Genomic DNA, 22,573 nt, shown 5'->3' with positions numbered 1-22,573 from the left:
GCTCGTCAGCAAAGAAGCAAGCTTCTCTCTGTTACCGCTCGACTTGCATGTGTTAGGCCTGCCGCCAGCGTTCAATCTGAGCCATGATCAAACTCTTCAGTTAAAAAGTTCGACAGTCATAAATGACTATCTAAATCTTGCTCAAGAAAAACATTACGCTAAATGAATTCACATATAGGTTGCTTGTCTTGTTAAGCTTTTGTGCTCAACCTCAACAAGCGCCCACACGCATTACCTGATTAATTGTTAAAGAGCGTGCCACCGATCTTTTGGTGGCTGCTTGAGTACTCGTCTCAAGCGAGGTGCGTATATTACCGACACCCGATTTTTATTCAACCCCTTTTTTGTAAAAAAACTAACTTTTTTACAAATAAAACAGGTGGTGTTTCTTTTTACCCAGTTTGACTAGGAAATATTTACCAAATAGGCCTGCTTCAGAGCTGAAAATTTCGTTGCCTGACATATTATCGGCCATACCACAGGCACGATCATTTACGATGACAGCGTCACGCTGCAGTGCATCTTTGATCTGCTTACCGGAATTCGCCATACCCGCATCAACCAACAGTGTCGTCAACGGTGTATCCGAAAGATCGGTTGGAACCTGTGTCGCCGGAAGACCATCTTGCTTAAGCTGCTCAAAGTCAGCTTCACTTAACTGGCTAATATCACCTGAGAAGAGTGACTCTGTAATTCGCTTAGCCGCTTCTACTGCATCATTACCATGCACCAAGCGTGTCACCTCTTCCGCGAGAATCGCTTGCGCTTGAGGACGACCAGTCGCTGCTTTATCTTCCTCTTCAATGTCAGCAATTCTCTCAACATCTAAGAAGGTGAAGTAACGAAGGAACTTGTAAACATCTGCATCAGCCGTCGACATCCAGAATTGGTAGAAGGCGTAGGGCGATGTTTTAGTCGCATCTAACCAGATAGTACCTGACTCGGTTTTACCAAATTTTGTTCCATCTGACTTGGTTACCAGTGGCAGCGTAATACCGAACACCTGGTTGCCATTCATACGGCGTGATAGTTCGATACCACCAGTAATGTTGCCCCACTGATCAGAACCACCGATCTGTAAAGTACAACCGTGCGACTTATTAAGCTGCTGGAAGTCAAAAGACTGAAGAATCATGTAGGTAAACTCTGTAAAAGAGATACCAGATCCCTCACGATCAATACGCTGTTTTACAGACTCTTTTGCAATCATCGAGTTTACAGAGAAGTGCTTGCCCACATCGCGCAGGAAGGTCAGTACATCCATGCCTCGAGTCCAGTCGAGGTTATTTACAACCTCGGCACTGTTATCGCAGTTATCAAAGCTGATGAACTGACTCACTTGTGCTTTGAGTTTATCCACCCAACCAGCAACCGTTGAATCATCGTTTAACTTTCGCTCCTGTGCTTTAAAGCTCGGATCACCGATCAAACCGGTTGCTCCACCCACAAGAGCCAAAGGCTTATGGCCATACTCTTGAAAACGACGCAATGTTAACAGCGGCACTAGGCTACCAATGTGCAGACTATCTGCCGTCGGATCGAAACCACAATAGAGCGTTACAGAACCCTTCTCTAGGTGTTCCATTAACTCATCTTCACTACTCATTTGCGCGACAAGTCCACGCGACTGAAGTTCAGCGATTAAATTGATATTTGCCATGGTTTGTTTCAATCCGATGTTTGCGGTCTTAATTTGAGAGGCGAGATTCTACCGATTGATCATCTGTTAGACAAATTTGATAAGGGATCCATTTGATTAAAATCATCGCTAAATCGCTTTATCTATCGGAATCTAGATGGAACTTTTATACAATTAACTGTCTAAGGGACAAACACTCTGTTTCAACTAATATCTGGCTGTAGGTTTGGCTAAAAATATTTTCAGAAAAGCGAAGCGATTTCCTAAGATGCACCTTGCCGTTGTTGGGTCTCTGTCGTTTATCGCCTTGATGCTCTCGATACTTCCTTCATCGGAGGTAGAAGCCACTCGATCTCAGATCGAACTTATTTCACCCAAAGCCCTTCCAGAAGCACAACTACCGGTGGCTGAAACCACCTCTTCAACCCTTATAGAACACAATGAGCAAACCTCAGCCACCACTGAAGTGGCAGAACAGCCACCCGCTATTGAGTGGCAACGCTTTAAAGTCAAAAGCGGTGACAACCTAAGCAAAATCTTCAAGCGTGCCGGCCTAGGTGCTAAAGATGTTCATAAGATTGCCCAGGCTGATAAAAAAACCAAGCACTTCAATGCGCTCCGTCCTGGCCAGACGCTCAGTCTTCACATTGAAGATAACCAACTCATCACACTGCGCATTGAAAAGAGCCTGTTAGAGTCAGTTGAGTTTTCGCTGACGGATACGGGTTATCAGCAAGAGACCCTAGTACTTGAACCCGAGATGCGCCAGCGGTTCGTCACTGGAGAGATCTCCAGCTCGCTCTACCTTGCAGCCAAAAGCGCCGGTCTATCTGAGAACATCACCATGAAACTGGCCGAGGTATTTGGCTGGGACATCGATTTTGCTCTGGATATTCGCAAAGGCGACCAGTTTAGAGTGCTGTTTGAAGAGAAGTATTTAGATGGAAAAAGAATTGGCGATGGCGACATTCTTGCCGCGGAGTTCACCAATAACGGTGATACTTTCGCCGCCGTTCGCTATGAAGACTCCAACGGTGACGTAAACTACTTCACTCCGGAAGGCCGCAGTATGCGTAAAGCTTTCCTACGCTCCCCTGTCGACTTCCGCCGAATCAGCTCAGGCTTCACACGCGAGCGCTACCATCCAGTGCTTGGCGTAAAACGTCCTCACCGAGGAACTGATTACGCTGCTAAAACAGGCACACCCATCAAGGCAGCCGGGGATGGCAAAGTTATTTGGCGCGGTACAAAAGGCGGATACGGTCGTACGGTCATTATCCAACACGGTGGCAACATCACTACGCTCTATGGCCACATGAGCAAATACAACAGCAAGGTTAAAAAGGGTTCACGCGTTAAGCAAGGCCAGACCATTGGCTACGTAGGTATGAGCGGCACTGCAACCGGCCCCCACCTGCACTATGAGTTCCGAGTTGCGGGGGTCCATAAGAACCCACAGACGGTGAAACTTCCTGCCGCACAACCGATTGCTAAGAAAGAGCGTGCCAACTTCAATAAAGTGGCTAACGATATGATTGCTTCACTTCAGCAGAAGGCTATTGAGCAACTGATTGCCAGTGAGAGTCGTGCAGCAGAGTAAAATGTTTCTGGGCCTCATGTCCGGCACCAGCTTAGATGGGCTCGACATCGCTCTTTGCTACTTCGAACCTGAGTATCAACTACTGCACTCTCGCTGTTTCGAATTCTCTGACGAACTTAAGCAGCGCATTCTTCCCTTTATGACTGGCCAGCCCCAATCGATTGATCAGCTGATGATCCTAGATAGGGACCTGGCCACTTTTGCTGCGGAAGCCATTCTGATCTTCCTGCATGACCACCGCATTGATCCTAAAGAGGTCAACGCTATTGGCTACCACGGTCAAACCCTACGACATAGACCAGACGAAGGCTGCACTCTGCAGGCAGGTAACCCTCATATTCTGGCCGAGATGACCGGAATCGATGTCATTGCCGACTTCAGACGACGCGACCTTGCAGCAGGTGGTGAAGGAGCGCCTTTGGTACCTGCCTTCCATCATTTCCTAACCGAGAAGATGCGCCGACCCTTTGCCCTTTTGAACCTTGGCGGCATTGCCAACCTCTCTCTGTTTACATCAAACGGAGATATTCAAGGTTTTGATACCGGACCTGCCAACACACTGATCGATCAGTGGATCTACCAACATAAGGGGGTTCACTTTGATGCAGAGGGTGCATGGGCGGCGAGCGGTGATATAAACCAACCCTTGCTTGACGCTCTATTAGACGAGCCCTATTTCCATCGAGCCGCCCCAAAAAGCACCGGTCGGGAAACTTTCAATCTAGAGTGGCTCAATCATAAACTCGCAGACTTTGATCAGCTACCGCCTGAAGATGTTCAAGCGACGCTGACAGAGCTAACCGCAGTGACCATTGCTGACGCTCTAAAACAGGCCAAGCTGACCCACTGTCAACTGATTCTATGTGGCGGAGGCGCGCGAAACGATCATTTGATTGAACGCCTAACAGCACACCTACCTGACTTCACCATTATATCCAGCGACCTATTAGGCTGGTCAGCCGATGCCATGGAAGCCGCTGCCTTTGCTTGGCTAGCTTGGGCTTTTAAAAACAAAAAAGCTGGGAATATCCCAGCTGTGACAGGCGCCTTCGGTGAGCGTCGCCTTGGCGCGCTCTTTCCCGCTTAAGGCTGAAGGACGTAGCGCAACGTCTCCACTACCTGCTCATTCGTCTTGGCCCAGGCTAGAGATTGAGCATCAACCTCTTTAAGTGGGTGAATCAAATCTTCTGCATGCAGAGTAATGTAAGGCTTACCCAAAGCAGCACAGTAGCCTGCATCGAATGCAGCATTCCACTGCTTATACTTGTCACCAAAACAAATCACAACCAGATCAGCTTGTTCGATCATCCCTTTGGTTCTAATTAGGTTCACTTTGGATGACTGGTGATCACGCCAGAAATTATCTGACTGCTCTCCCAAGTGGTCGCCGGCAGCATCACTGGCAGGGTGATCAGTGACCGGAGCCAAATAGGTAATATCCAGACCCAATGCTTCAGTACCTTGGCGAATCACATCACGCCAATCGGTATGAATTTCACCCGACATATACACTTTGTAACTCATGATAGCCCCCTAATAAAAAAGCCAGCCACTCTTGCTAGGAGCCGCTGGCCTATAGCATTCATTTAAATTGAGAAAGATGAACCACAACCACAGGTCGTTGTTGCATTAGGATTGTTGATCACGAACTGGGAACCCTGTAGACCCTCTTTGTAATCCACCTCTGCACCCACAAGATATTGAAAGCTCATCGGATCAACCACCATGGTCACTCCCGCATTCTCAACCACAGTATCATCTTCAGCCACAGACTCATCGAAAGTGAAGCCGTACGAAAAACCTGCACAGCCACCACCAGTAATGAAGACGCGCAACTTTAGGTTATCGTTCTGCTCCTCTTCAATCAGAGTACGTACCTTATTTGCAGCAGAGTCAGTAAAGATCATATCGGCATCAGCGGACATGAATACACACCTCAAAATTCATTGGAATGGGTGAATTCTCACAAAACCAAGTAAAACAGTCAAGAATTATGGCATCAACGCTACGTTAGTGAGGCCTGCATTCTCTTTTAGGCCAAACATAATGTTCATGATCTGAATTGCCTGACCAGAAGCACCTTTCACTAAGTTATCGATGACTGAGAGAACCACGACCGTATCATCATCTTGTGGACGGTGAACGCTGATACGACAGAAGTTAGACCCTTTTACACTGCGAGTCTCAGGGTGAGAACCTGCAGGCAACACATCGACAAAAGGCTCGTTGGCATAACGTGCTTCAAAGAGCTCTTGCAGACCCGAATCAACAGGGTCTTTCAACGTAGAGTAGAGCGTCGCGTGAATACCACGAATCATCGGCGTCAAATGAGGTACAAAGGTTAAACCGACCGGCTTACCCGCCGCCCAAGTGAGTCCTTGGCGAATTTCAGGGAGGTGGCGGTGGCCAGGCACACCATAGGCTTTAAAACTCTCGCTCGACTCACACAGCAATGTACCAACACTGGCGCCACGACCGGCACCGGATACACCCGACTTACAGTCGGCAATCAAACGGCGTGTATCAACCAAACCCGCTTCTAGCAGCGGCAAAAAGCCCAGCTGAGTCGCGGTGGGGTAACAGCCAGCACAAGCAATTAACTGCGCATCTTTAATCTGCTCCCGATTCAACTCAGGTAAACCGTAGACCGCTTTCTCAACCAGGTCTGGGCAGCTGTGGTCCAGCTTGTACCACTTCTCCCAAAGCGGTACATCCTTGATTCGGAAGTCAGCACCCAGATCGATCACGCGCACACCACGGTCAACTAACGCCGGCGCCATCGACATGGCAACACCGTGCGGCGTTGCAAAGAAGACAACATCACAGGCGGCCAAGCGGTCAACATCTGGCACGGTAAACTCTAGATCGTAATGACCACGAAGATTGGGGAACATATCAGCAACTGGCATACCCTCTTCAGAGCGGGAGGTAATCACCTCGACAGAGACTTCTGAATGGTTGGCCAACAGTCTAAGCAGTTCAACGCCGGTATAACCCGTGCCACCCACAATACCTACTTTAATCACGATAGTTCCACGCTCCATGTTAGCCATACTGACTGAGTCTTAAGAATTCAGGTGCTGTATAATACGCCACAGTGATTTCCAACTCCAGATTCACGATCCAAGGGATTTGTTCAGGCGTACTACTGACACTCCCTTGCTGGCTGTGGATAATGGTCAAAAATGTTTACCGAGGTTAAGTTGATGTCTAAGTCAGAACAGTTATTTGAAGCCGCCCAGAAACACATCCCAGGCGGTGTTAACTCGCCCGTTCGTGCGTTCAAAGGTGTCGGTGGCACACCGGTCTTTGTTAAACGTGCCGAAGGCGCTTACATCTTCGACGAAGATGACAAACAGTACATCGACTACATCGGCTCTTGGGGCCCTATGCTGTTTGGCCACAACTACCCTCCTGTGATCGATGCGGTGCGTGATGCCCTAAACCACGGCATCTCTTTCGGTGCACCAACAGCAATCGAAACAGAGATGGCAGACAAAATTTGTGAGCTTGTACCCTCAATGGAGATGGTTCGCATGACCAGCTCGGGTACTGAAGCGACCATGAGTGCCATCCGATTAGCGCGAGGTTACACCGGTCGCGATAAGATCGTTAAATTTGAAGGCTGCTACCACGGTCATTCCGATTCACTGCTGGTCAAAGCGGGCTCAGGAGCACTGACACTGGGCGAACCAAACTCACCTGGAGTGCCTGCTGCACTGGCGGAGCACACCATCACACTGCAGTTTAACAACCTAGAGAGTGTCAAACAGGCCTTCGCTGAAGTGGGTAAAGAGATTGCGTGTATCATCGTTGAGCCAGTCGCTGGCAACATGAACTGTATCCCTCCAGTAGAAGGATTCTTGGAAGGCTTGCGTGCCATCTGTGATGAATACGAAACCGTTTTGATCTTTGACGAGGTGATGAGTGGCTTCCGCGTAGCGCGCGGCGGTGCACAAGAGCTTTATGGTGTCACACCTGATCTTACCACTCTAGGCAAGATCATTGGCGGCGGCATGCCCGTTGGCGCCTTTGGTGGCAAACTGGAGATCATGCATCAGATCGCGCCACTGGGCCCTGTTTACCAAGCGGGCACCCTATCAGGCAACCCTCTAGCCATGCGTGCCGGCCTTGCTATGCTAACCGCGATGGAGCGTGAAGGCTTGTACGAAGAGTTAAGCGCGAAGACAGAATACCTCACCGAAGGGTTGAAGGCAGTAGCGGCTAAAAACGGCATCTCTGTGACCACGACCACAGTAGGTGGTATGTTTGGTCTGTTCTTCACCGATCGTGAGAACATCACTGGGTTTAGTGATGCAACCGCCTGTGATGTTGAAGCGTTCGGAAAGTTCTTCCACCACATGCTCGACGAAGGAGTCTATCTGGCACCTTCAGCGTATGAAGCGGGCTTCCTTTCCGCCGCTCATACAGAGGCTGACCTAGACGCAACCATTGCAGCGGCTGACCGCGCCTTTGCGAAACTAGGGTAATCTGCGATGACTCTGTTGGGGCAAATACTCCTGTTGCTAGCGGCCATCGCTAGCACGCTCTACCTCTTCAGAGGGACGCAAGATAACCTCGATAGCAGCAGTGAGATCAAAGTCACTCGACTCTCACTGCTGAGCATGATCATAGCCCTCATTGGCAGCTTCACCCTGACCAGTGACTCCATGGACAGTTCGACACTGCTTCGGATGCTGAACAATTTGGCCCTCTATGCAGGGGCCCCCATGATGGCTAGCGCACTGCTGGCACGAGCGGTGCAGCGCAGCTTCACCATGCAAACCTGGGGGCGTTACCTACTGGCACTGATTGCCCTGTTTGAGCTCTGCCGTAGAATGGATGCCGGAGCAGGTTACGCTATGGTGTTGGCTATTGTTCTAATAGGTGCATTAGGAGCAGCTGCCTTTCTTAGCAAAATCAGATCCCAACGAGCTTCGTTTTTGAGTGCGGCAATTCTACTGGCAATCGCTATTTTCAGCTGGAAAGCCAACACCTCTGATCTACTACTCTACTTAGCCCTTAGTTTGACGCTTCTGTTTGCCTCCAAAGGATTGAAGGCCAAAGCTTCACAGGCATAAAAAAGCAGAGGCGGTAAACCGGCTCTGCTTTTTAATCACTGATATCAATTAGTAGCGGTTCAACATGCCATCAAGGATGTTTTTCGGCGCTTCTGCGTAGTTTTCAAACTCCATTGAGTAGGTCGCACGACCCTGGGATGCTGAACGAAGATCGGTCGCATAACCGAACATCTCACCCAGTGGCACTGCAGCACGAATCACCTTGCCTGATGTCGTATCTTCCATACCCTGAACCAGACCACGACGGCGGTTAAGGTCACCCATCACGTCACCCATGTACTCTTCAGGTGTTACGACTTCCACTTTCATCATCGGCTCTAGAAGACAAGGATCGGCTTCCATAGCGTACTTTTTAAGTGCTTGAGATGCGGCGATCTTAAAGGCCATCTCATTAGAGTCGACATCGTGGAAAGAGCCGTCGTAAAGACGCGCTTTCAGACCGATCAATGGGTAGCCCGCAAGAACACCGTTCTTCATCTGCTCAGAGATACCTTTCTCGATCGCAGGAATGTACTCTTTTGGAATCGCACCACCGACGATCTCATTGATAAACTCCAACCCTTCGTCATCACTTGGCGAGAACTCAACGACAACGTGACCATACTGACCACGACCACCTGACTGGCGGGCAAACTTGTGGTTTGCAACAACACTGCTGCGGATCTTCTCACGGTAAGCCACCTGAGGTTTACCGATGTTCGCTTCAACCTTGAACTCACGTTTCATACGGTCAACGATGATGTCTAGGTGAAGCTCGCCCATACCCGAAATGATGGTCTGGCCTGTCTCTTGATCGGTCTCAACACGGAAGGATGGATCCTCTTGCGCCAATTTGCCCAGTGCCAAGCCCATCTTCTCTTGATCCGCTTGTGATTTAGGCTCAACCGCAACCGAGATCACTGGCTCAGGGAACTCCATACGCTCTAGAACGATCTTCTTGTCAGCATCACACAGCGTATCACCTGTGGTCACATCTTTAAGACCGATCATCGCAGCGATGTCGCCTGCGCGAACCTCTTTAATCTCTTCACGGCTGTTAGCGTGCATCTGCACCATACGACCGATGCGCTCTTTCTTCTGTTTAACCGAGTTATAAACGCTGTCACCAGATGCCAACACACCTGAATAGACACGAACGAAGGTCAAGGTTCCCACAAAGGGATCGGTAGCGATCTTGAATGCCAGTGAGGCGAACGGCGCGCTGTCATCCGCTTCACGCGTTTCAACGGTTTCAGCAGCATCATCCAATGTACCTTCGATCGCTTTGACCTCAGTCGGCGATGGTAGGTACTCAATAACCGCATCGAGTACTGCTTGAACGCCTTTGTTCTTGAACGCAGAACCGGCTAGCATCAAAACAATCTCGTTATTCAGAGTACGCTGACGCAGACCCGCTTTAATCTCATCAATAGATAGCTCACCCTCTTCAAGGTACTTATCCATCAACTCTTCATTGGCTTCGGCCGCCGCTTCTAGCAGCTCTTCACGAAGCTCTTCGGCACGGTCCTGTAGATCAGCTGGAATCTCTTCCAGATCATAGGTCATACCTTGATCGGCTTCGTTCCACATGATCGCTTTCATGCTGATCAGGTCAACGACGCCTTTGAATTCATCTTCAGCACCAATCGGAATATTAATAGGTACTGGTACAGCACCCAGGCGCTGTTTAAGCTGATCAACCACCATGTAGAAATCTGCACCGGCACGGTCCATCTTGTTCACAAACACCATACGAGGTACTTCGTACTTGTTTGCTTGACGCCATACCGTTTCAGTCTGCGGCTGAACACCCGAAGAGGCACAGAGCACAACAACGGCACCATCCAGTACACGCAGTGAACGCTCTACCTCAATGGTAAAGTCAACGTGCCCAGGAGTATCAATGATGTTAACGCGGTGCTCATCGAACTGCTGATTCATCCCTTTCCAGAAACAGGTTGTCGCAGCCGAGGTAATGGTGATACCACGCTCCTGCTCTTGCTCCATCCAGTCCATGGTTGCAGCGCCATCGTGCACTTCACCGATCTTGTGTGACATGCCTGTGTAGAACAGAACGCGTTCGGTTGTTGTCGTTTTACCAGCATCTACGTGAGCACAGATACCAATGTTACGGTAACGATTAATTGGGGTAGTACGAGCCATTGATCAAACTCCTGAAACGTAAAAAGCCCTCGTCATAAACGAAGGCTTTAAAAAAGCGAATTTAAAGCTGGCGAAATGATAACACCATTTCGCCAGATAAAAACGCTTAGAAGCGGAAGTGTGCGAACGCTTTGTTAGCGTCAGCCATGCGGTGAACGTCTTCACGTTTCTTAACCGCAGCGCCACGGCCTTCAGCCGCGTCTAGTAGCTCGCCCGCTAGACGAAGAGACATGTCTTTTTCGCCACGCTTACGCGATGCGTCAACCAGCCAACGCATTGCAAGCGCCATACGACGTGATGGACGAACTTCAACAGGTACTTGGTAAGTTGCACCACCAACGCGGCGAGACTTAACTTCGACCATAGGCTGAACAGTTTCCAACGCTTTATCAAACAGTTCCAAAGGATCTGCTTTAGTACGCTCTTCAACTTTCGCTAGAGCGCCGTAAACGATGCTCTCTGCTACAGATTTTTTACCGCTAATCATCAAGTGGTTGATGAATTTAGCCAGTGTGATGTTTCCGAATTTAGGATCCGGTAGAATTTCGCGCTTTGCAGCGACGCGTCTTCTTGGCATGGATAAGCCCTCAATAAATCGTTTAAAAGGTCTTCAGGTTACTCAGGCAATTAAGCCTGCCCTTACTCTTATCGTCTCGGTCTAGCTACCAGCGCGGACTAGGTCCTGCTTAACAGCTTCGCCGACTCTCATAGAGAGTAGACGAACTTAAGACTTAGGACGCTTAGCACCGTACTTAGAGCGGCCCTGTTTACGGTCGTTAACGCCCGCACAGTCAAGCGCACCACGTACAGTGTGGTAACGTACACCAGGTAGGTCTTTAACACGGCCACCACGGATAAGAACAACACTGTGCTCCTGTAGGTTGTGACCTTCACCACCGATGTATGAAGAAACTTCGAAACCGTTAGTAAGACGAACACGACAAACTTTACGTAGTGCTGAGTTCGGTTTCTTAGGTGTAGTAGTGTAAACGCGGGTACATACGCCACGACGTTGAGGACAAGCTTCTAATGCACGAACATCAGACTTCTCTACAACGCGTTTACGTGGTTTGCGCACCAGCTGGTTGATAGTTGCCATTAAGCAAACTCCACGTTTAGTTAAACAACAAAAAGACTAGGACCGAAGCCCTAGTCATTCAGGGGGCGAAATTTTAATCAATTCCACCCCTTCTCGTCAACGTCTTCTGAAATTATTCAGAATCTTCCACTGAAGCGTTCAATGCTTCAGTCAAAGCTGCTTGTACTTCTTCAGCACTTACAGTGACGCTAGATTCTGTATCCTGCATACGTTTGCGTTTGCGTTCGCTGTGGTATGCAAGACCAGTACCGGCTGGGATCAGACGACCCACAACCACGTTCTCTTTCAGACCGCGCAAGTAATCTTTCTTGCCGGTTACTGCACCTTCCGTTAGGACACGAGTTGTCTCCTGGAACGACGCTGCAGAGATGAACGACTCTGTTGCCAGAGAGGCTTTAGTAATACCTAGAAGCACACGTTCAAACTTAGCTGGCTGCTTACCTTCAGCAACCAATTTTTCGTTTGCGATTGTCACATCTACGAATTCAGCCTGTTCACCCTGAATGAATTCAGAATCACCGCTATCTAGGATCTCTACCTTGCGAAGCATCTGACGCACAATCACTTCGATGTGCTTGTCGTTGATGCCTACACCCTGTAGACGGTAAACGTCTTGGATCTCAGAAACGATGTATTTAGCTAGCTCTTCTACGCCCAATACGTGCAGGATATCGTGTGCACTTGATGGACCATCTGAGATCACCTCACCCTTCTCAACTGTCTCACCTTCGAAGACGTTAAGCGAGCGCCACTTCTGAATCATCACTTCGATTGGATCCGCACCATCAGTTGGAGTGATCACAATACGACGCTTACCTTTGGTCTCTTTACCAAAGCTGACAGTACCTGAAATCTCAGCAAGCACAGCCGCTTCTTTTGGTTTACGCGCTTCGAATAGATCCGCTACGCGTGGAAGACCACCGGTGATATCTTTGTTGACAGTACCCTCTTGTGGTAGACGTGCTAGGACGTCACCAACACCCACATCTGCACCATCTTGAAGGTTCAAGATCGCATTAGGTGGCAGCATGTACTGTGCAGGCATTGCTGTACCAGCGTGAAGAACGTCTTCACCCTTGGCATCAACAAGCTTGATCATTGGACGGATATCTTTACCTGCCTGTGGGCGGTCTTTGATATCCAATACTTCGATCGTAGTTAGACCTGTTAGCTCATCCGCTTGGCGCTTAACAGTGATGCCGTCTTCAAGACCAGCAAACTGAATGCGACCCGCAACCTCGGTTACGATTGGGTGAGTGTGCGGATCCCAGTTAGCAATGATTGCGCCTGCTTCGACAGTGTCGCCATCTTTCGCTTTGATCACTGCACCGTAAGGTACTTTGTAACGCTCGCGCTCACGACCGTGCTCATCGGTTACACCGATCTCACCAGATCGTGAAGAAGCGACTAGGTTGCCATCTGCACGCTCAACGGTTTTAAGGTTGTGTAGACGAATTTCACCGCCGTTCTTAACCTGGATGTTATCGACAGCAGCTGCTCGTGATGCCGCACCACCGATGTGGAAGGTACGCATGGTAAGCTGTGTACCCGGCTCACCGATTGACTGTGCAGCGATAACGCCGACAGCTTCACCGATGTTAACCTTGTGACCGCGACCTAGGTCACGACCGTAACAGCTTGAACAGATACCGTGGTGTGATTCACAGGTAATAGCAGAACGAACGATCACTTCATCGATCGAGCTGTAAGTATCGTCATTATCTAGACGTGCTACCCAAGCTTCATCCATCAATGTACCCGCAGGGATCAATACATCTTTACCCTGTGGATCAAGAACGTCTTGTGCAATAACACGACCAAGAACACGCTCACCTAGACCAACAACTACGTCGCCGCCTTCGATTAGCGCCTGAATCACTAGACCCTCTTCGGTGCCACAATCCTGCTCTGTGATAACCACATCCTGAGCAACGTCTACTAGACGACGAGTTAGGTAACCCGAGTTCGCAGTCTTAAGTGCCGTATCGGCTAGACCCTTACGAGCACCGTGAGTCGAGATGAAGTACTGAAGTACGTTTAGTCCTTCACGGAAGTTAGCCGTGATCGGTGTCTCGATGATCGAGCCATCTGGCTTAGCCATCAGACCACGCATACCTGCTAGCTGACGAATCTGAGCCGCACTACCACGTGCGCCTGAGTCGGCCATCATGTAGACAGAGTTGAAAGACTCTTGCTCTTCCTGCTCGCCTTCAGCGTTGATCACTGTGTCAGACTTCAGGTTGTCCATCATCTTCTTAGCAAGCAATTCGTTTGCACGAGACCAGATATCGACAACCTTGTTGTATTTCTCACCCTGAGTAACAAGACCGTCTGCGAACTGACGCTCGATCTCTTTCACTTCAGTGTCGGCTTCAGCAACAATGTTCACTTTCTCATCTGGGATAACGAAATCGTTAACACCGATCGATGCACCTGAAAGCGCTGCTTGACGGAAGCCCATGTACATTAGCTGGTCAGCAAAGATAACCGTATCCTTCAGACCACAACGACGGTACGCCTCGTTAAGAAGACGCGAGATCGCTTTCTTCTTCATCGCCTGGTTGATCAGTTCGAACGGAAGACCCGTTGGAACGATATCAAACAGCATTGCACGACCCACTGTCGTATCAACGATTGCAGTGCGAGACTCTTCGTTACCTTCGATGTCGCGGATCGTTTCGTTGATACGAACCTTCACGCGAGCCTGTAGGTGAACCTGTTTAGCACCATACGCACGCTGAACCTCTTTGATATCAGAGAATGCCATGCCTTCGCCCTGCGCATTGATGCGCTCACGAGTCATGTAGTACAGACCCAATACCACGTCCTGTGAAGGAACGATGATCGGCTCACCATTTGATGGCGAAAGAATGTTGTTGGTAGACATCATCAAAGCACGAGCTTCAAGCTGCGCTTCGATCGTCAACGGTACGTGTACCGCCATCTGGTCACCGTCGAAGTCGGCGTTATACGCAGCACACACAAGTGGGTGTAGCTGGATCGCTTTACCTTCGATCAAAACAGGCTCAAATGCCTGGATACCAAGACGGTGAAGTGTCGGTGCACGGTTTAGAAGAACTGGATGCTCACGGATAACCTCATCAAGGATATCCCATACAAGCGGCTCTTCACGCTCAACCATCTTCTTAGCGGCTTTAATCGTAGTTGCGTAACCACGAAGCTCTAGCTTAGAGAAGATAAATGGCTTGAATAACTCAAGAGCCATCTTCTTAGGAAGACCACACTGGTGAAGACGCAGTGATGGGCCAACCACGATTACAGAACGACCAGAGTAGTCAACACGCTTACCTAGAAGGTTCTGACGGAAACGACCCTGCTTACCTTTGATCATGTCAGCAAGCGACTTCAGAGGACGCTTGTTAGAGCCAGTGATGGCACGACCACGACGACCGTTATCAAGCAACGCATCGACAGATTCCTGCAACATACGTTTTTCGTTACGTACGATGATATCTGGAGCGTTAAGGTCTAGAAGACGCTTCAAACGGTTGTTACGGTTGATCACACGACGGTATAGATCGTTAAGATCAGAGGTTGCGAAACGACCACCGTCCAGTGGTACGAGTGGACGTAGATCTGGTGGTAGAACTGGAAGAACTTTTAGGATCATCCACTCTGGGTTGTTACCAGACTTGTAGAACGCTTCAAGTAGCTTAAGACGCTTAGACATCTTTTTAAGCTTAGTTTCTGAGTTAGTCGCAGGAATCTCTTCACGAAGAACTGAGATCTCAGCTTCTAGATCGATCGACTTTAGAAGTTCGCCGATCGCTTCAGCACCCATACGAGCGTCAAAGTCATCACCGAACTCTTCCAGTGCTTCAAAGTACTGCTCGTCGTTCATTAGCTGACCGCGCTGAAGCGTAGTCATGCCTTCATCGATCACAACAAATGATTCGAAGTAGAGAACGCGCTCGATGTCACGAAGGGTCATATCTAGCATCAAGCCGATACGAGACGGTAGTGACTTAAGGAACCAGATGTGTGCAACTGGAGAGGCTAGCTCGATGTGACCCATGCGCTCACGACGCACTTTAGTCATTGTCACTTCAACGCCACACTTCTCACAGATAACACCACGGTGCTTCATGCGCTTGTACTTACCACATAGACATTCGTAATCCTTTACAGGACCGAAAATCTTGGCACAGAACAGACCGTCACGCTCTGGTTTGAATGTACGGTAGTTAATCGTCTCAGGTTTTTTAACCTCACCATATGACCATGAACGAATCATGTCTGGTGAAGCCAGAGAGATACGGATCGAATCGAACTCGTCGCTCTGACTTTGAGTCTTCAACAGATTAAGTAAATCTTTCATTATCTATAGCTCCTCACGGGAGGGGGCTGCAGCACTTGGCATACAGCCCGATGTTCAATTAGGCCCTTACTCGTTCTCTAGCTCGATATCGATACCGAGAGAACGGATCTCTTTGATCAGCACGTTAAATGATTCAGGCATGCCTGGATCCATGCTGTGGTCGCCATCGACGATGTTCTTATACATCTTCGTACGACCATTCACGTCATCGGATTTGACTGTGAGCATCTCTTGAAGCGTGTAAGCTGCGCCGTACGCTTCCAGTGCCCAAACCTCCATCTCACCGAAGCGCTGACCACCGAACTGAGCTTTACCACCCAGCGGCTGCTGAGTAACAAGGCTGTAAGAGCCGGTTGAACGTGCGTGCATCTTGTCATCAACCAAGTGGTTAAGTTTCAGCATGTACATGTAGCCAACAGTCACTGGACGGTCGAACTTGTCGCCTGTGCGACCATCGAACAGATCCACCTGTCCACTATCATTCATGTCTGCAAGACGCAGCAGCGCTTTGATTTCAGATTCTTTAGCACCATCAAAGACTGGAGTCGCTAGTGGAACACCCGCTTTGAGGTTGTCAGCCAGAGCCAAGATCTCGTCATCGCTGAATGACTTAAGATCTTCTTTACGAGCACACTCTAGGCCGCTGTGCTGTGCGTTGTAGACGGCTTCAAGGAATTCACGAACTTCCTTAACTTTTTCAGCCTTCTTACGCTCAACTTCCAGCATGGTGTTGATCTTACGACCAAGACCTTTCGCTGCAGCACCCATGTGAGTCTCAAGGATCTGACCTACGTTCATACGAGACGGTACACCTAGTGGGTTAAGCACCACATCAACTGGCTCACCGTTCTCATCGTAAGGCATGTCTTCGACAGGCATGATAACTGAGATAACACCCTTGTTACCGTGACGACCTGCCATCTTGTCACCAGGCTGTACGCGACGCTTAGTTGCTACGTAAACCTTAACAATCTTAAGTACGCCAGGCGCTAGATCATCACCCGTCTGAAGCTTGCTCTTCTTATCTTCGAAGCGCTTATCCAGCATTTCACGACGCTCTTCAAGCTGCTTCTTAGCCGCTTCAAGCATCTCTGCTGCTGCACTGTCAGATACGCGAATCTTGAACCACTCATCGTGTTTAAGATCAGCAAGGAATTCAAACGTGATCTCTTGACCCTTCTTAAGACCTGCACCACCGTCAGCTTTAAGGCCAACTAGTGTGCGCTCAAGACGCTCGAAAATTGCTACTTCAACAATACGGAACTCGTCATCAAGGTCTTTACGGATGCTTGCAAGTTCAGCTTGCTCGATAGCGATTGCACGCTCATCTTTTTCAACACCGTCACGAGTGAAGACCTGAACGTCGATAACCTTACCAACAGTACCTGTTTTAACACGTAGAGAAGTGTCTTTAACATCAGACGCTTTCTCACCGAAGATCGCACGCAGTAGCTTCTCTTCAGGAGTCAATTGAGTTTCGCCTTTAGGCGTTACTTTACCTACTAGAATATCACCAGGACCTACTTCAGCACCAATGTGCACGATGCCTGATTCGTCTAGTTTAGCGAGTGCAGATTCACCAACATTCGGGATATCCGCAGTAATCTCTTCAGAGCCTAGCTTAGTATCACGAGAGACACAGGTTAGCTCTTGAATGTGGATCGTAGTGAAACGATCTTCTTGAACAACACGCTCAGAGATTAGGATCGAGTCCTCGAAGTTGAAACCGTTCCAAGGCATGAACGCGATACGCATGTTCTGGCCAAGGGCTAGCTCACCAAGGTCAACCGATGGACCATCGGCTAGGATATCACCACGTGATACCTGCTCACCTAGGTTAACGATTGCGCGCTGGTTGATACATGTGTTCTGGTTCGAACGCACGTACTTAGTTAGGTTGTAGATATCTACACCTGCATCGCCAGCAGTAATTTCGTCATCGTTAACGCGAACAACCACACGGCTTGCGTCAACTGATTCAATAACACCGCCACGCTTAGCAACCACACAGACGCCAGAGTCACGAGCGATGTTGCGCTCGATACCGGTACCAACAAGCGGCTTATCAGCCTTCAGTGTTGGAACAGCCTGACGTTGCATGTTCGATCCCATCAATGCACGGTTCGCATCATCGTGTTCAAGGAACGGGATAAGAGCTGCCGCAACCGATACAACCTGACGTGGTGAAACGTCCATGTACTGTACGCGCTCTTTAGGCATTACGGTTGTTTCGTTCAAGTGACGAACAGTGACCAGCTCATCAGTCAGTTTGTTCTTCGCATCCACCGTTGCCGAAGCCTGTGCGATAACGAAGTTAGACTCTTCGATAGCTGATAGGTAATCGATGTCGTCTGTTACCTGACCATCAACAACGCGACGGTAAGGAGTCTCTAGGAAGCCGTAGTTGTTTGTACGAGCAAACACAGCTAACGAGTTGATCAGACCGATGTTTGGACCTTCAGGAGTCTCGATAGGACATACACGACCGTAGTGAGTTGGGTGTACGTCACGAACCTCGAAGCCCGCGCGCTCACGCGTTAGACCACCTGGGCCTAGTGCAGAGACACGACGCTTGTGAGTTACTTCGGAAAGCGGGTTGTTCTGGTCCATGAACTGTGACAGCTGCGACGAGCCAAAGAACTCTTTAATGGCAGCAGCAACTGGCTTAGCGTTGATCAGATCCTGAGGCATCAGGTTGTCTGATTCAGCCATGCTTAGGCGCTCACGTACAGCACGTTCTACACGAACAAGACCGACACGGAATTGGTTCTCAGCCATCTCACCAACTGAACGGATACGACGGTTACCAAGGTGGTCGATATCGTCAACAACGCCTTTACCGTTACGGATCTCGATCAGTGTCTTCATAACATCTAGGATGTCATCTTTAGACAGAATGCCTGAACCTGTCTCCTCTTCACGACCAAGACGGCGGTTGAACTTCATACGACCTACCGCAGAAAGATCGTAGCGCTCTTCAGAGAAGAATAGATTTTCAAATAGTGATTCTGCTGACTCTTTCGTTGGTGGCTCACCAGGACGCATCATGCGGTAGATCTCTACCAATGCTTCTAGCTGGTTACGAGTCGGGTCAATACGAAGAGTGTCAGAAACGAATGGACCACAATCCAATTCGTTAGTGTAAAGCGTTTCGAAACGTTCGATCTTAGCTTCTTGAAGCTTAGCTACCGCCTCTTCAGTCAGCTCGGTGTTACAAGGAAGCAGTACTTCACCTGTAGCAGGATCAACGATATCTTTAGCTAGAGCTTTGCCCACTAGGTACTCTGCAGGAGTCTCTAGTTGAGTCATACCCTCTTTCTGCATCTGACGGATGTGGCGCGGAGTGATACGGCGACCCGCTTCAACAATCACATCACCTTTAGGTGTAAGGATCTCGAAGCTCATTGTTTCACCACGTAGGCGCTCAGGAATAAGATCCATCTGAATCTTATCTTTCGATAGATTCCAGCCAGTCGTGTCAAAGAAGATATCTAGAATCTCTTCTGCTTGGAAACCAAGCGCGCGCATCAAGATAGTCGCAGGCAGTTTACGGCGACGGTCGATACGAACAAATAGAGAGTCTTTTGGATCAAACTCGAAGTCGAGCCAAGAACCACGGTAAGGAATGATTCGAGCAGAGTAAAGCAATTTGCCCGATGAGTGTGTTTTACCCTTGTCGTGATCGAAGAATACACCAGGTGAACGGTGGAGCTGCGATACGATTACGCGCTCAGTACCATTGACAACAAAGGTACCATTCTCAGTCATGAGCGGCATTTCGCCCATGTAAACTTCTTGCTCTTTAATGTCTTTAACCGCTTTCGTAGACGAATCGCGATCGTAGATCACCAGACGCACTTTAACGCGTAGTGGCGCTGCGTAGGTGATACCACGCTGCTGACACTCTTTTACGTCAAAGACAGGCTCACCTAGGCGATAACCAGCGTATTCCAAAGCAGCGTTTCCAGAGTAAGAAACGATTGGGAATACAGAATTGAATGCGGCATGAAGCCCCTCTTCGGTGCGACCTTCAGAAGTAGCGCCCGCCTCTAGAAACTTACGATATGAATCCAGCTGTGTCGCGAGCAGGTAAGGTAGTTCCATTACCTGACCGAGTTTACTGAAATCCTTTCGGATACGTTTCTTCTCAGTGTATGAATAAGCCATCAGTGTTCCCCAGCATGTGCATCTAGGTTGAGAAACCAAACTCGATAAATTATCGAGCAATTCGTTCCGTTAAAAAGTCTATCTACTAATAACGGAAAAAGGCCGGTGGCATTTTTGCCACCAGCCATACGCTTTTTAAGCAGCGTAAAGCTGCTTAATGCGCAGCAAGCTCAAGTTATTACTTAAGCTCGACAGAAGCGCCAGCTGCTTCAAGATCAGCTTTGATCTGCTCAGCTTCTTCTTTAGAAGCGCCTTCTTTAACAGTTGAAGGTGCACCGTCAACCATCTCTTTCGCTTCTTTAAGACCAAGGCCAGTTACTGCACGAACTACCTTGATTACGTTTACTTTCTTATCGCCAGCAGAAGCTAGAACAACGTCGAAGTCAGTCTTCTCTTCTGCAGCACCGCCAGCATCGCCAGCAGGACCAGCAACTACTGCAGCTGCAGCAGATACGCCGAATTTTTCTTCCATTGCAGAAACTAGTTCAACAACGTCCATTACTGACATTTCAGCAATTGCATTTAGGATATCGTCTTTAGACAGAGACATGATTAATTCCTTTATTAAATCGGTTACTTAGCAACCAGCCAATTAAGCTGCTTGCTCTTCTTTCTGAACGCGTACCGCATCGATAGCACGTACGAGCTTGCCAGCAGCTGCTTCTTTCATGCAGCTCATTAGCTTCGCTAGTGCTTCGTCGTATGTCGGTAGGCTTGCTAGCATTGCGATATCAACGATCTCGCCTTCGAAGGCAGCTGTTTTCAGCTCAAACTTGTCATTGCCTTTTGCAAAGTCTTTCAAGATACGGGCGCCAGCGCCTGGGTGCTCTTGAGAGAAAGCAATGATAGTTGGACCTACGAACGAGTCCGCTAGACATTCATAAGCTGTGCCCTCTACTGCACGACGTGCTAGCGTGTTACGTACGACTTTAAGCCATACACCCGCTTCACGTGCCTGCTTACGCAGTGCAGTCATATCGCCTACTTCAACGCCGCGGGAATCCGCAACGACAGCAGACAATGCAGAGCCAGCAGCTTCCTGAACCTCAGCGACGATCGCTTTTTTCTGTTCAAGTCCTATTGCCACAATTTACTCCTGGTTGTCTTTCGACATATTTACCAACCACCCCGCTTACGCGAGGCATGAGTACGGCTAAAATGATTCCGAGGAATCTCACCGTCTGCGCAGGCTGGTTGGCCCATTAAGATGCCACTGAATAATCAATAGCATCACCTGCGGTCTTTGACGGTCTTCGTCTCTGTCAGACAGGTCTGAAGACCCTCAAATACCTTTGCTGGAGGATTAAGCGTCTAGTGACGCAACATCCACCTGTAGACCCGGTCCCATAGTTGTAGACAGGGTTACTTTCTTAACGTAAACGCCTTTAGCAGACGCTGGCTTAAGTTTCTTAAGCTCAGCGAGTAGAGCCGCTACGTTTTCAGCGATTTGGTTTGGCTCGAAGCTTACTTTACCAACTGACGCGTGAATGATGCCGTTCTTGTCTGTACGGAAACGTACCTGACCAGATTTAGCATTCTTAACTGCACCAGCAACATCTGGAGTTACAGTACCAACTTTAGGGTTTGGCATTAGGCCACGTGGACCAAGTACTGTACCTAGCGCACCAACAACGCGCATAGCGTCTGGGCTTGCAATTACTACGTCGAAGTCTAGGTTGCCAGCTTTAACTGACTCAGCAAGATCCTCAAAACCAACAACGTCCGCGCCCGCTTCTTTTGCTTTCTCAGCATTCTCGCCTTGAGCAAATACAGCAACACGAACTTCTTTACCTGTACCGTTTGGAAGAACACTTGAACCACGTACAACCTGGTCAGATTTCTTCGGATCAACACCTAGGTTGATCGCAACATCTACAGACTCAGCGAATTTAACAGCAGAAACTTCTGAAAGAATCTGAGCAGCATCAGCAGCAGCGTACAATTTACCCGCTTCTACTTTTTCAGCGATCGCCTTTTGACGTTTAGTCAACTTAGCCATTACTCATCACCCTCCACAACTAGACCCATGCGACGTGCAGAACCTGCAATCGTACGTACCGCTGCATCCATGTCCGCAGCAGTAAGGTCAGCCATTTTAATTGTTGCAATCTCTTCAAGCTGAGCGCGAGTAACAGTACCCACTTTCTCAGTGTTTGGACGAGATGAACCAGATTTAAGACCAACCGCTTTCTTCAATAGGATTGAAGCTGGTGGAGTCTTAGTGATGAACGTAAAGCTACGATCAGCGTATACAGTGATAACCACTGGAATTGGCATACCAGGTTCCATCGATTGAGTCTGTGCGTTGAACGCTTTACAGAACTCCATGATGTTCACACCGTGTTGACCTAGCGCAGGACCTACTGGCGGACTTGGGTTCGCCTGACCTGCTTTAACCTGCAACTTAATGTAGGCTTCTATCTTCTTAGCCATTGAGCTACTCCTTTGGGTACAAGCGCCTCTCGGCTCCCCTTTACACAACAAAAACCGAGCAGCCTTTCAGCCA

General features: G+C 49.0%; 17 protein-coding genes and 1 rRNA gene. 4 read left to right on the top strand and 14 right to left on the bottom strand.

The genetic code is table 11. The features are described from left to right. Positions 1-103 (bottom strand): 16S ribosomal RNA (locus XMM383_RS05575); the annotation flags it as partial. A gap of 261 nt (positions 104-364) precedes the next feature. Beyond that, on the bottom strand, positions 365-1,660 hold the full coding sequence (gene tyrS, locus XMM383_RS05570) for a tyrosine--tRNA ligase (protein ID WP_173494652.1): 1,296 nt from the start codon (positions 1,658-1,660) through the stop codon (positions 365-367). A 205-nt stretch (positions 1,661-1,865) separates the two neighbouring features. On the opposite strand from tyrS, the gene XMM383_RS05565 reads away from it, so the two are divergent. Further along, positions 1,866-3,239, top strand: a complete 1,374-nt coding sequence (locus XMM383_RS05565; protein ID WP_254442858.1) for an OapA family protein — start codon at positions 1,866-1,868, stop codon at positions 3,237-3,239. Between the two features lies 1 nt (position 3,240). Beyond that, a complete protein-coding gene (locus XMM383_RS05560) occupies positions 3,241-4,326 on the top strand; it encodes an anhydro-N-acetylmuramic acid kinase (protein WP_173494651.1) in 1,086 nt (361 codons plus the stop codon). Here XMM383_RS05560 and XMM383_RS05555 read toward each other — a convergent pair. The 3 genes from XMM383_RS05555 to argC form a co-directional block, all read right to left on the bottom strand. Further along, on the bottom strand, positions 4,323-4,763 hold the full coding sequence (locus XMM383_RS05555) for a YtoQ family protein (protein ID WP_173494650.1): 441 nt from the start codon (positions 4,761-4,763) through the stop codon (positions 4,323-4,325). The two genes, XMM383_RS05560 and XMM383_RS05555, sit on opposite strands and share 4 nt — an antisense overlap. Before the next feature lie 62 nt (positions 4,764-4,825). After that, on the bottom strand, positions 4,826-5,164 hold the full coding sequence (erpA, locus tag XMM383_RS05550) for an iron-sulfur cluster insertion protein ErpA (RefSeq protein WP_173481802.1): 339 nt from the start codon (positions 5,162-5,164) through the stop codon (positions 4,826-4,828). 66 nt (positions 5,165-5,230) lie between these two features. After that, on the bottom strand, positions 5,231-6,265 hold the full coding sequence (gene argC / locus XMM383_RS05545; RefSeq protein ID WP_173481818.1) for an N-acetyl-gamma-glutamyl-phosphate reductase: 1,035 nt from the start codon (positions 6,263-6,265) through the stop codon (positions 5,231-5,233). 180 nt (positions 6,266-6,445) lie between these two features. Between argC and hemL the strand changes: the two genes are divergently transcribed. Both hemL and XMM383_RS05535 read left to right on the top strand, forming a co-directional pair. Then, complete coding sequence (gene hemL, locus XMM383_RS05540; protein WP_173494649.1) at positions 6,446-7,729, top strand: glutamate-1-semialdehyde 2,1-aminomutase; 1,284 nt, start codon at positions 6,446-6,448, stop codon at positions 7,727-7,729. 6 nt (positions 7,730-7,735) lie between these two features. Next, a complete protein-coding gene (locus tag XMM383_RS05535; protein ID WP_173494648.1) occupies positions 7,736-8,320 on the top strand; it encodes a hypothetical protein in 585 nt (194 codons plus the stop codon). 48 nt (positions 8,321-8,368) lie between these two features. Here XMM383_RS05535 and fusA read toward each other — a convergent pair whose 3' ends face one another. The 9 genes from fusA to rplK all read right to left on the bottom strand — a co-directional run bounded on the left by fusA (position 8,369) and on the right by rplK (position 22,500). After that, a complete protein-coding gene (gene fusA / locus XMM383_RS05530) occupies positions 8,369-10,462 on the bottom strand; it encodes an elongation factor G (RefSeq protein ID WP_173494647.1) in 2,094 nt (697 codons plus the stop codon). Between the two features lie 106 nt (positions 10,463-10,568). Next, on the bottom strand, positions 10,569-11,039 hold the full coding sequence (rpsG, locus tag XMM383_RS05525; protein ID WP_173481798.1) for a 30S ribosomal protein S7: 471 nt from the start codon (positions 11,037-11,039) through the stop codon (positions 10,569-10,571). A 147-nt stretch (positions 11,040-11,186) separates the two neighbouring features. Continuing rightward, positions 11,187-11,561, bottom strand: coding sequence for a 30S ribosomal protein S12 (gene rpsL, locus XMM383_RS05520; protein WP_173481797.1), 375 nt, complete (start codon positions 11,559-11,561; stop codon positions 11,187-11,189). Positions 11,562-11,673: 112 nt separating this feature from the next. After that, on the bottom strand, positions 11,674-15,900 hold the full coding sequence (rpoC, locus tag XMM383_RS05515) for a DNA-directed RNA polymerase subunit beta' (RefSeq protein ID WP_173481796.1): 4,227 nt from the start codon (positions 15,898-15,900) through the stop codon (positions 11,674-11,676). Positions 15,901-15,966: 66 nt separating this feature from the next. Further along, positions 15,967-20,067, bottom strand: coding sequence for a DNA-directed RNA polymerase subunit beta (rpoB, locus tag XMM383_RS05510; protein WP_173494646.1), 4,101 nt, complete (start codon positions 20,065-20,067; stop codon positions 15,967-15,969). Between the two features lie 178 nt (positions 20,068-20,245). Beyond that, a complete protein-coding gene (rplL, locus tag XMM383_RS05505) occupies positions 20,246-20,617 on the bottom strand; it encodes a 50S ribosomal protein L7/L12 (protein ID WP_173481794.1) in 372 nt (123 codons plus the stop codon). A gap of 42 nt (positions 20,618-20,659) precedes the next feature. Then, positions 20,660-21,154: a 50S ribosomal protein L10 gene (gene rplJ, locus XMM383_RS05500; RefSeq protein ID WP_173481793.1), complete on the bottom strand. Its 495-nt coding sequence runs from the start codon at positions 21,152-21,154 to the stop codon at positions 20,660-20,662. A 216-nt stretch (positions 21,155-21,370) separates the two neighbouring features. Further along, entirely contained in the window at positions 21,371-22,066 is a 696-nt protein-coding gene (gene rplA, locus XMM383_RS05495) for a 50S ribosomal protein L1 (RefSeq protein WP_173494645.1), read from the bottom strand. Beyond that, a complete protein-coding gene (gene rplK, locus XMM383_RS05490) occupies positions 22,066-22,500 on the bottom strand; it encodes a 50S ribosomal protein L11 (RefSeq protein ID WP_173481791.1) in 435 nt (144 codons plus the stop codon). The genes rplA and rplK overlap by 1 nt, the downstream gene beginning before the upstream one ends. Between the last annotated feature and the right edge of the window lie 73 nt (positions 22,501-22,573).

It is taken from the genome of Marinobacterium sp. xm-m-383 (assembly GCF_013283255.1).
GTDB lineage: Bacteria > Pseudomonadota > Gammaproteobacteria > Pseudomonadales > Balneatricaceae > Marinobacterium_E.
Note: the sequence above shows the minus strand (reverse complement) of the source record. Positions and strands in the feature narration are given on the sequence as shown.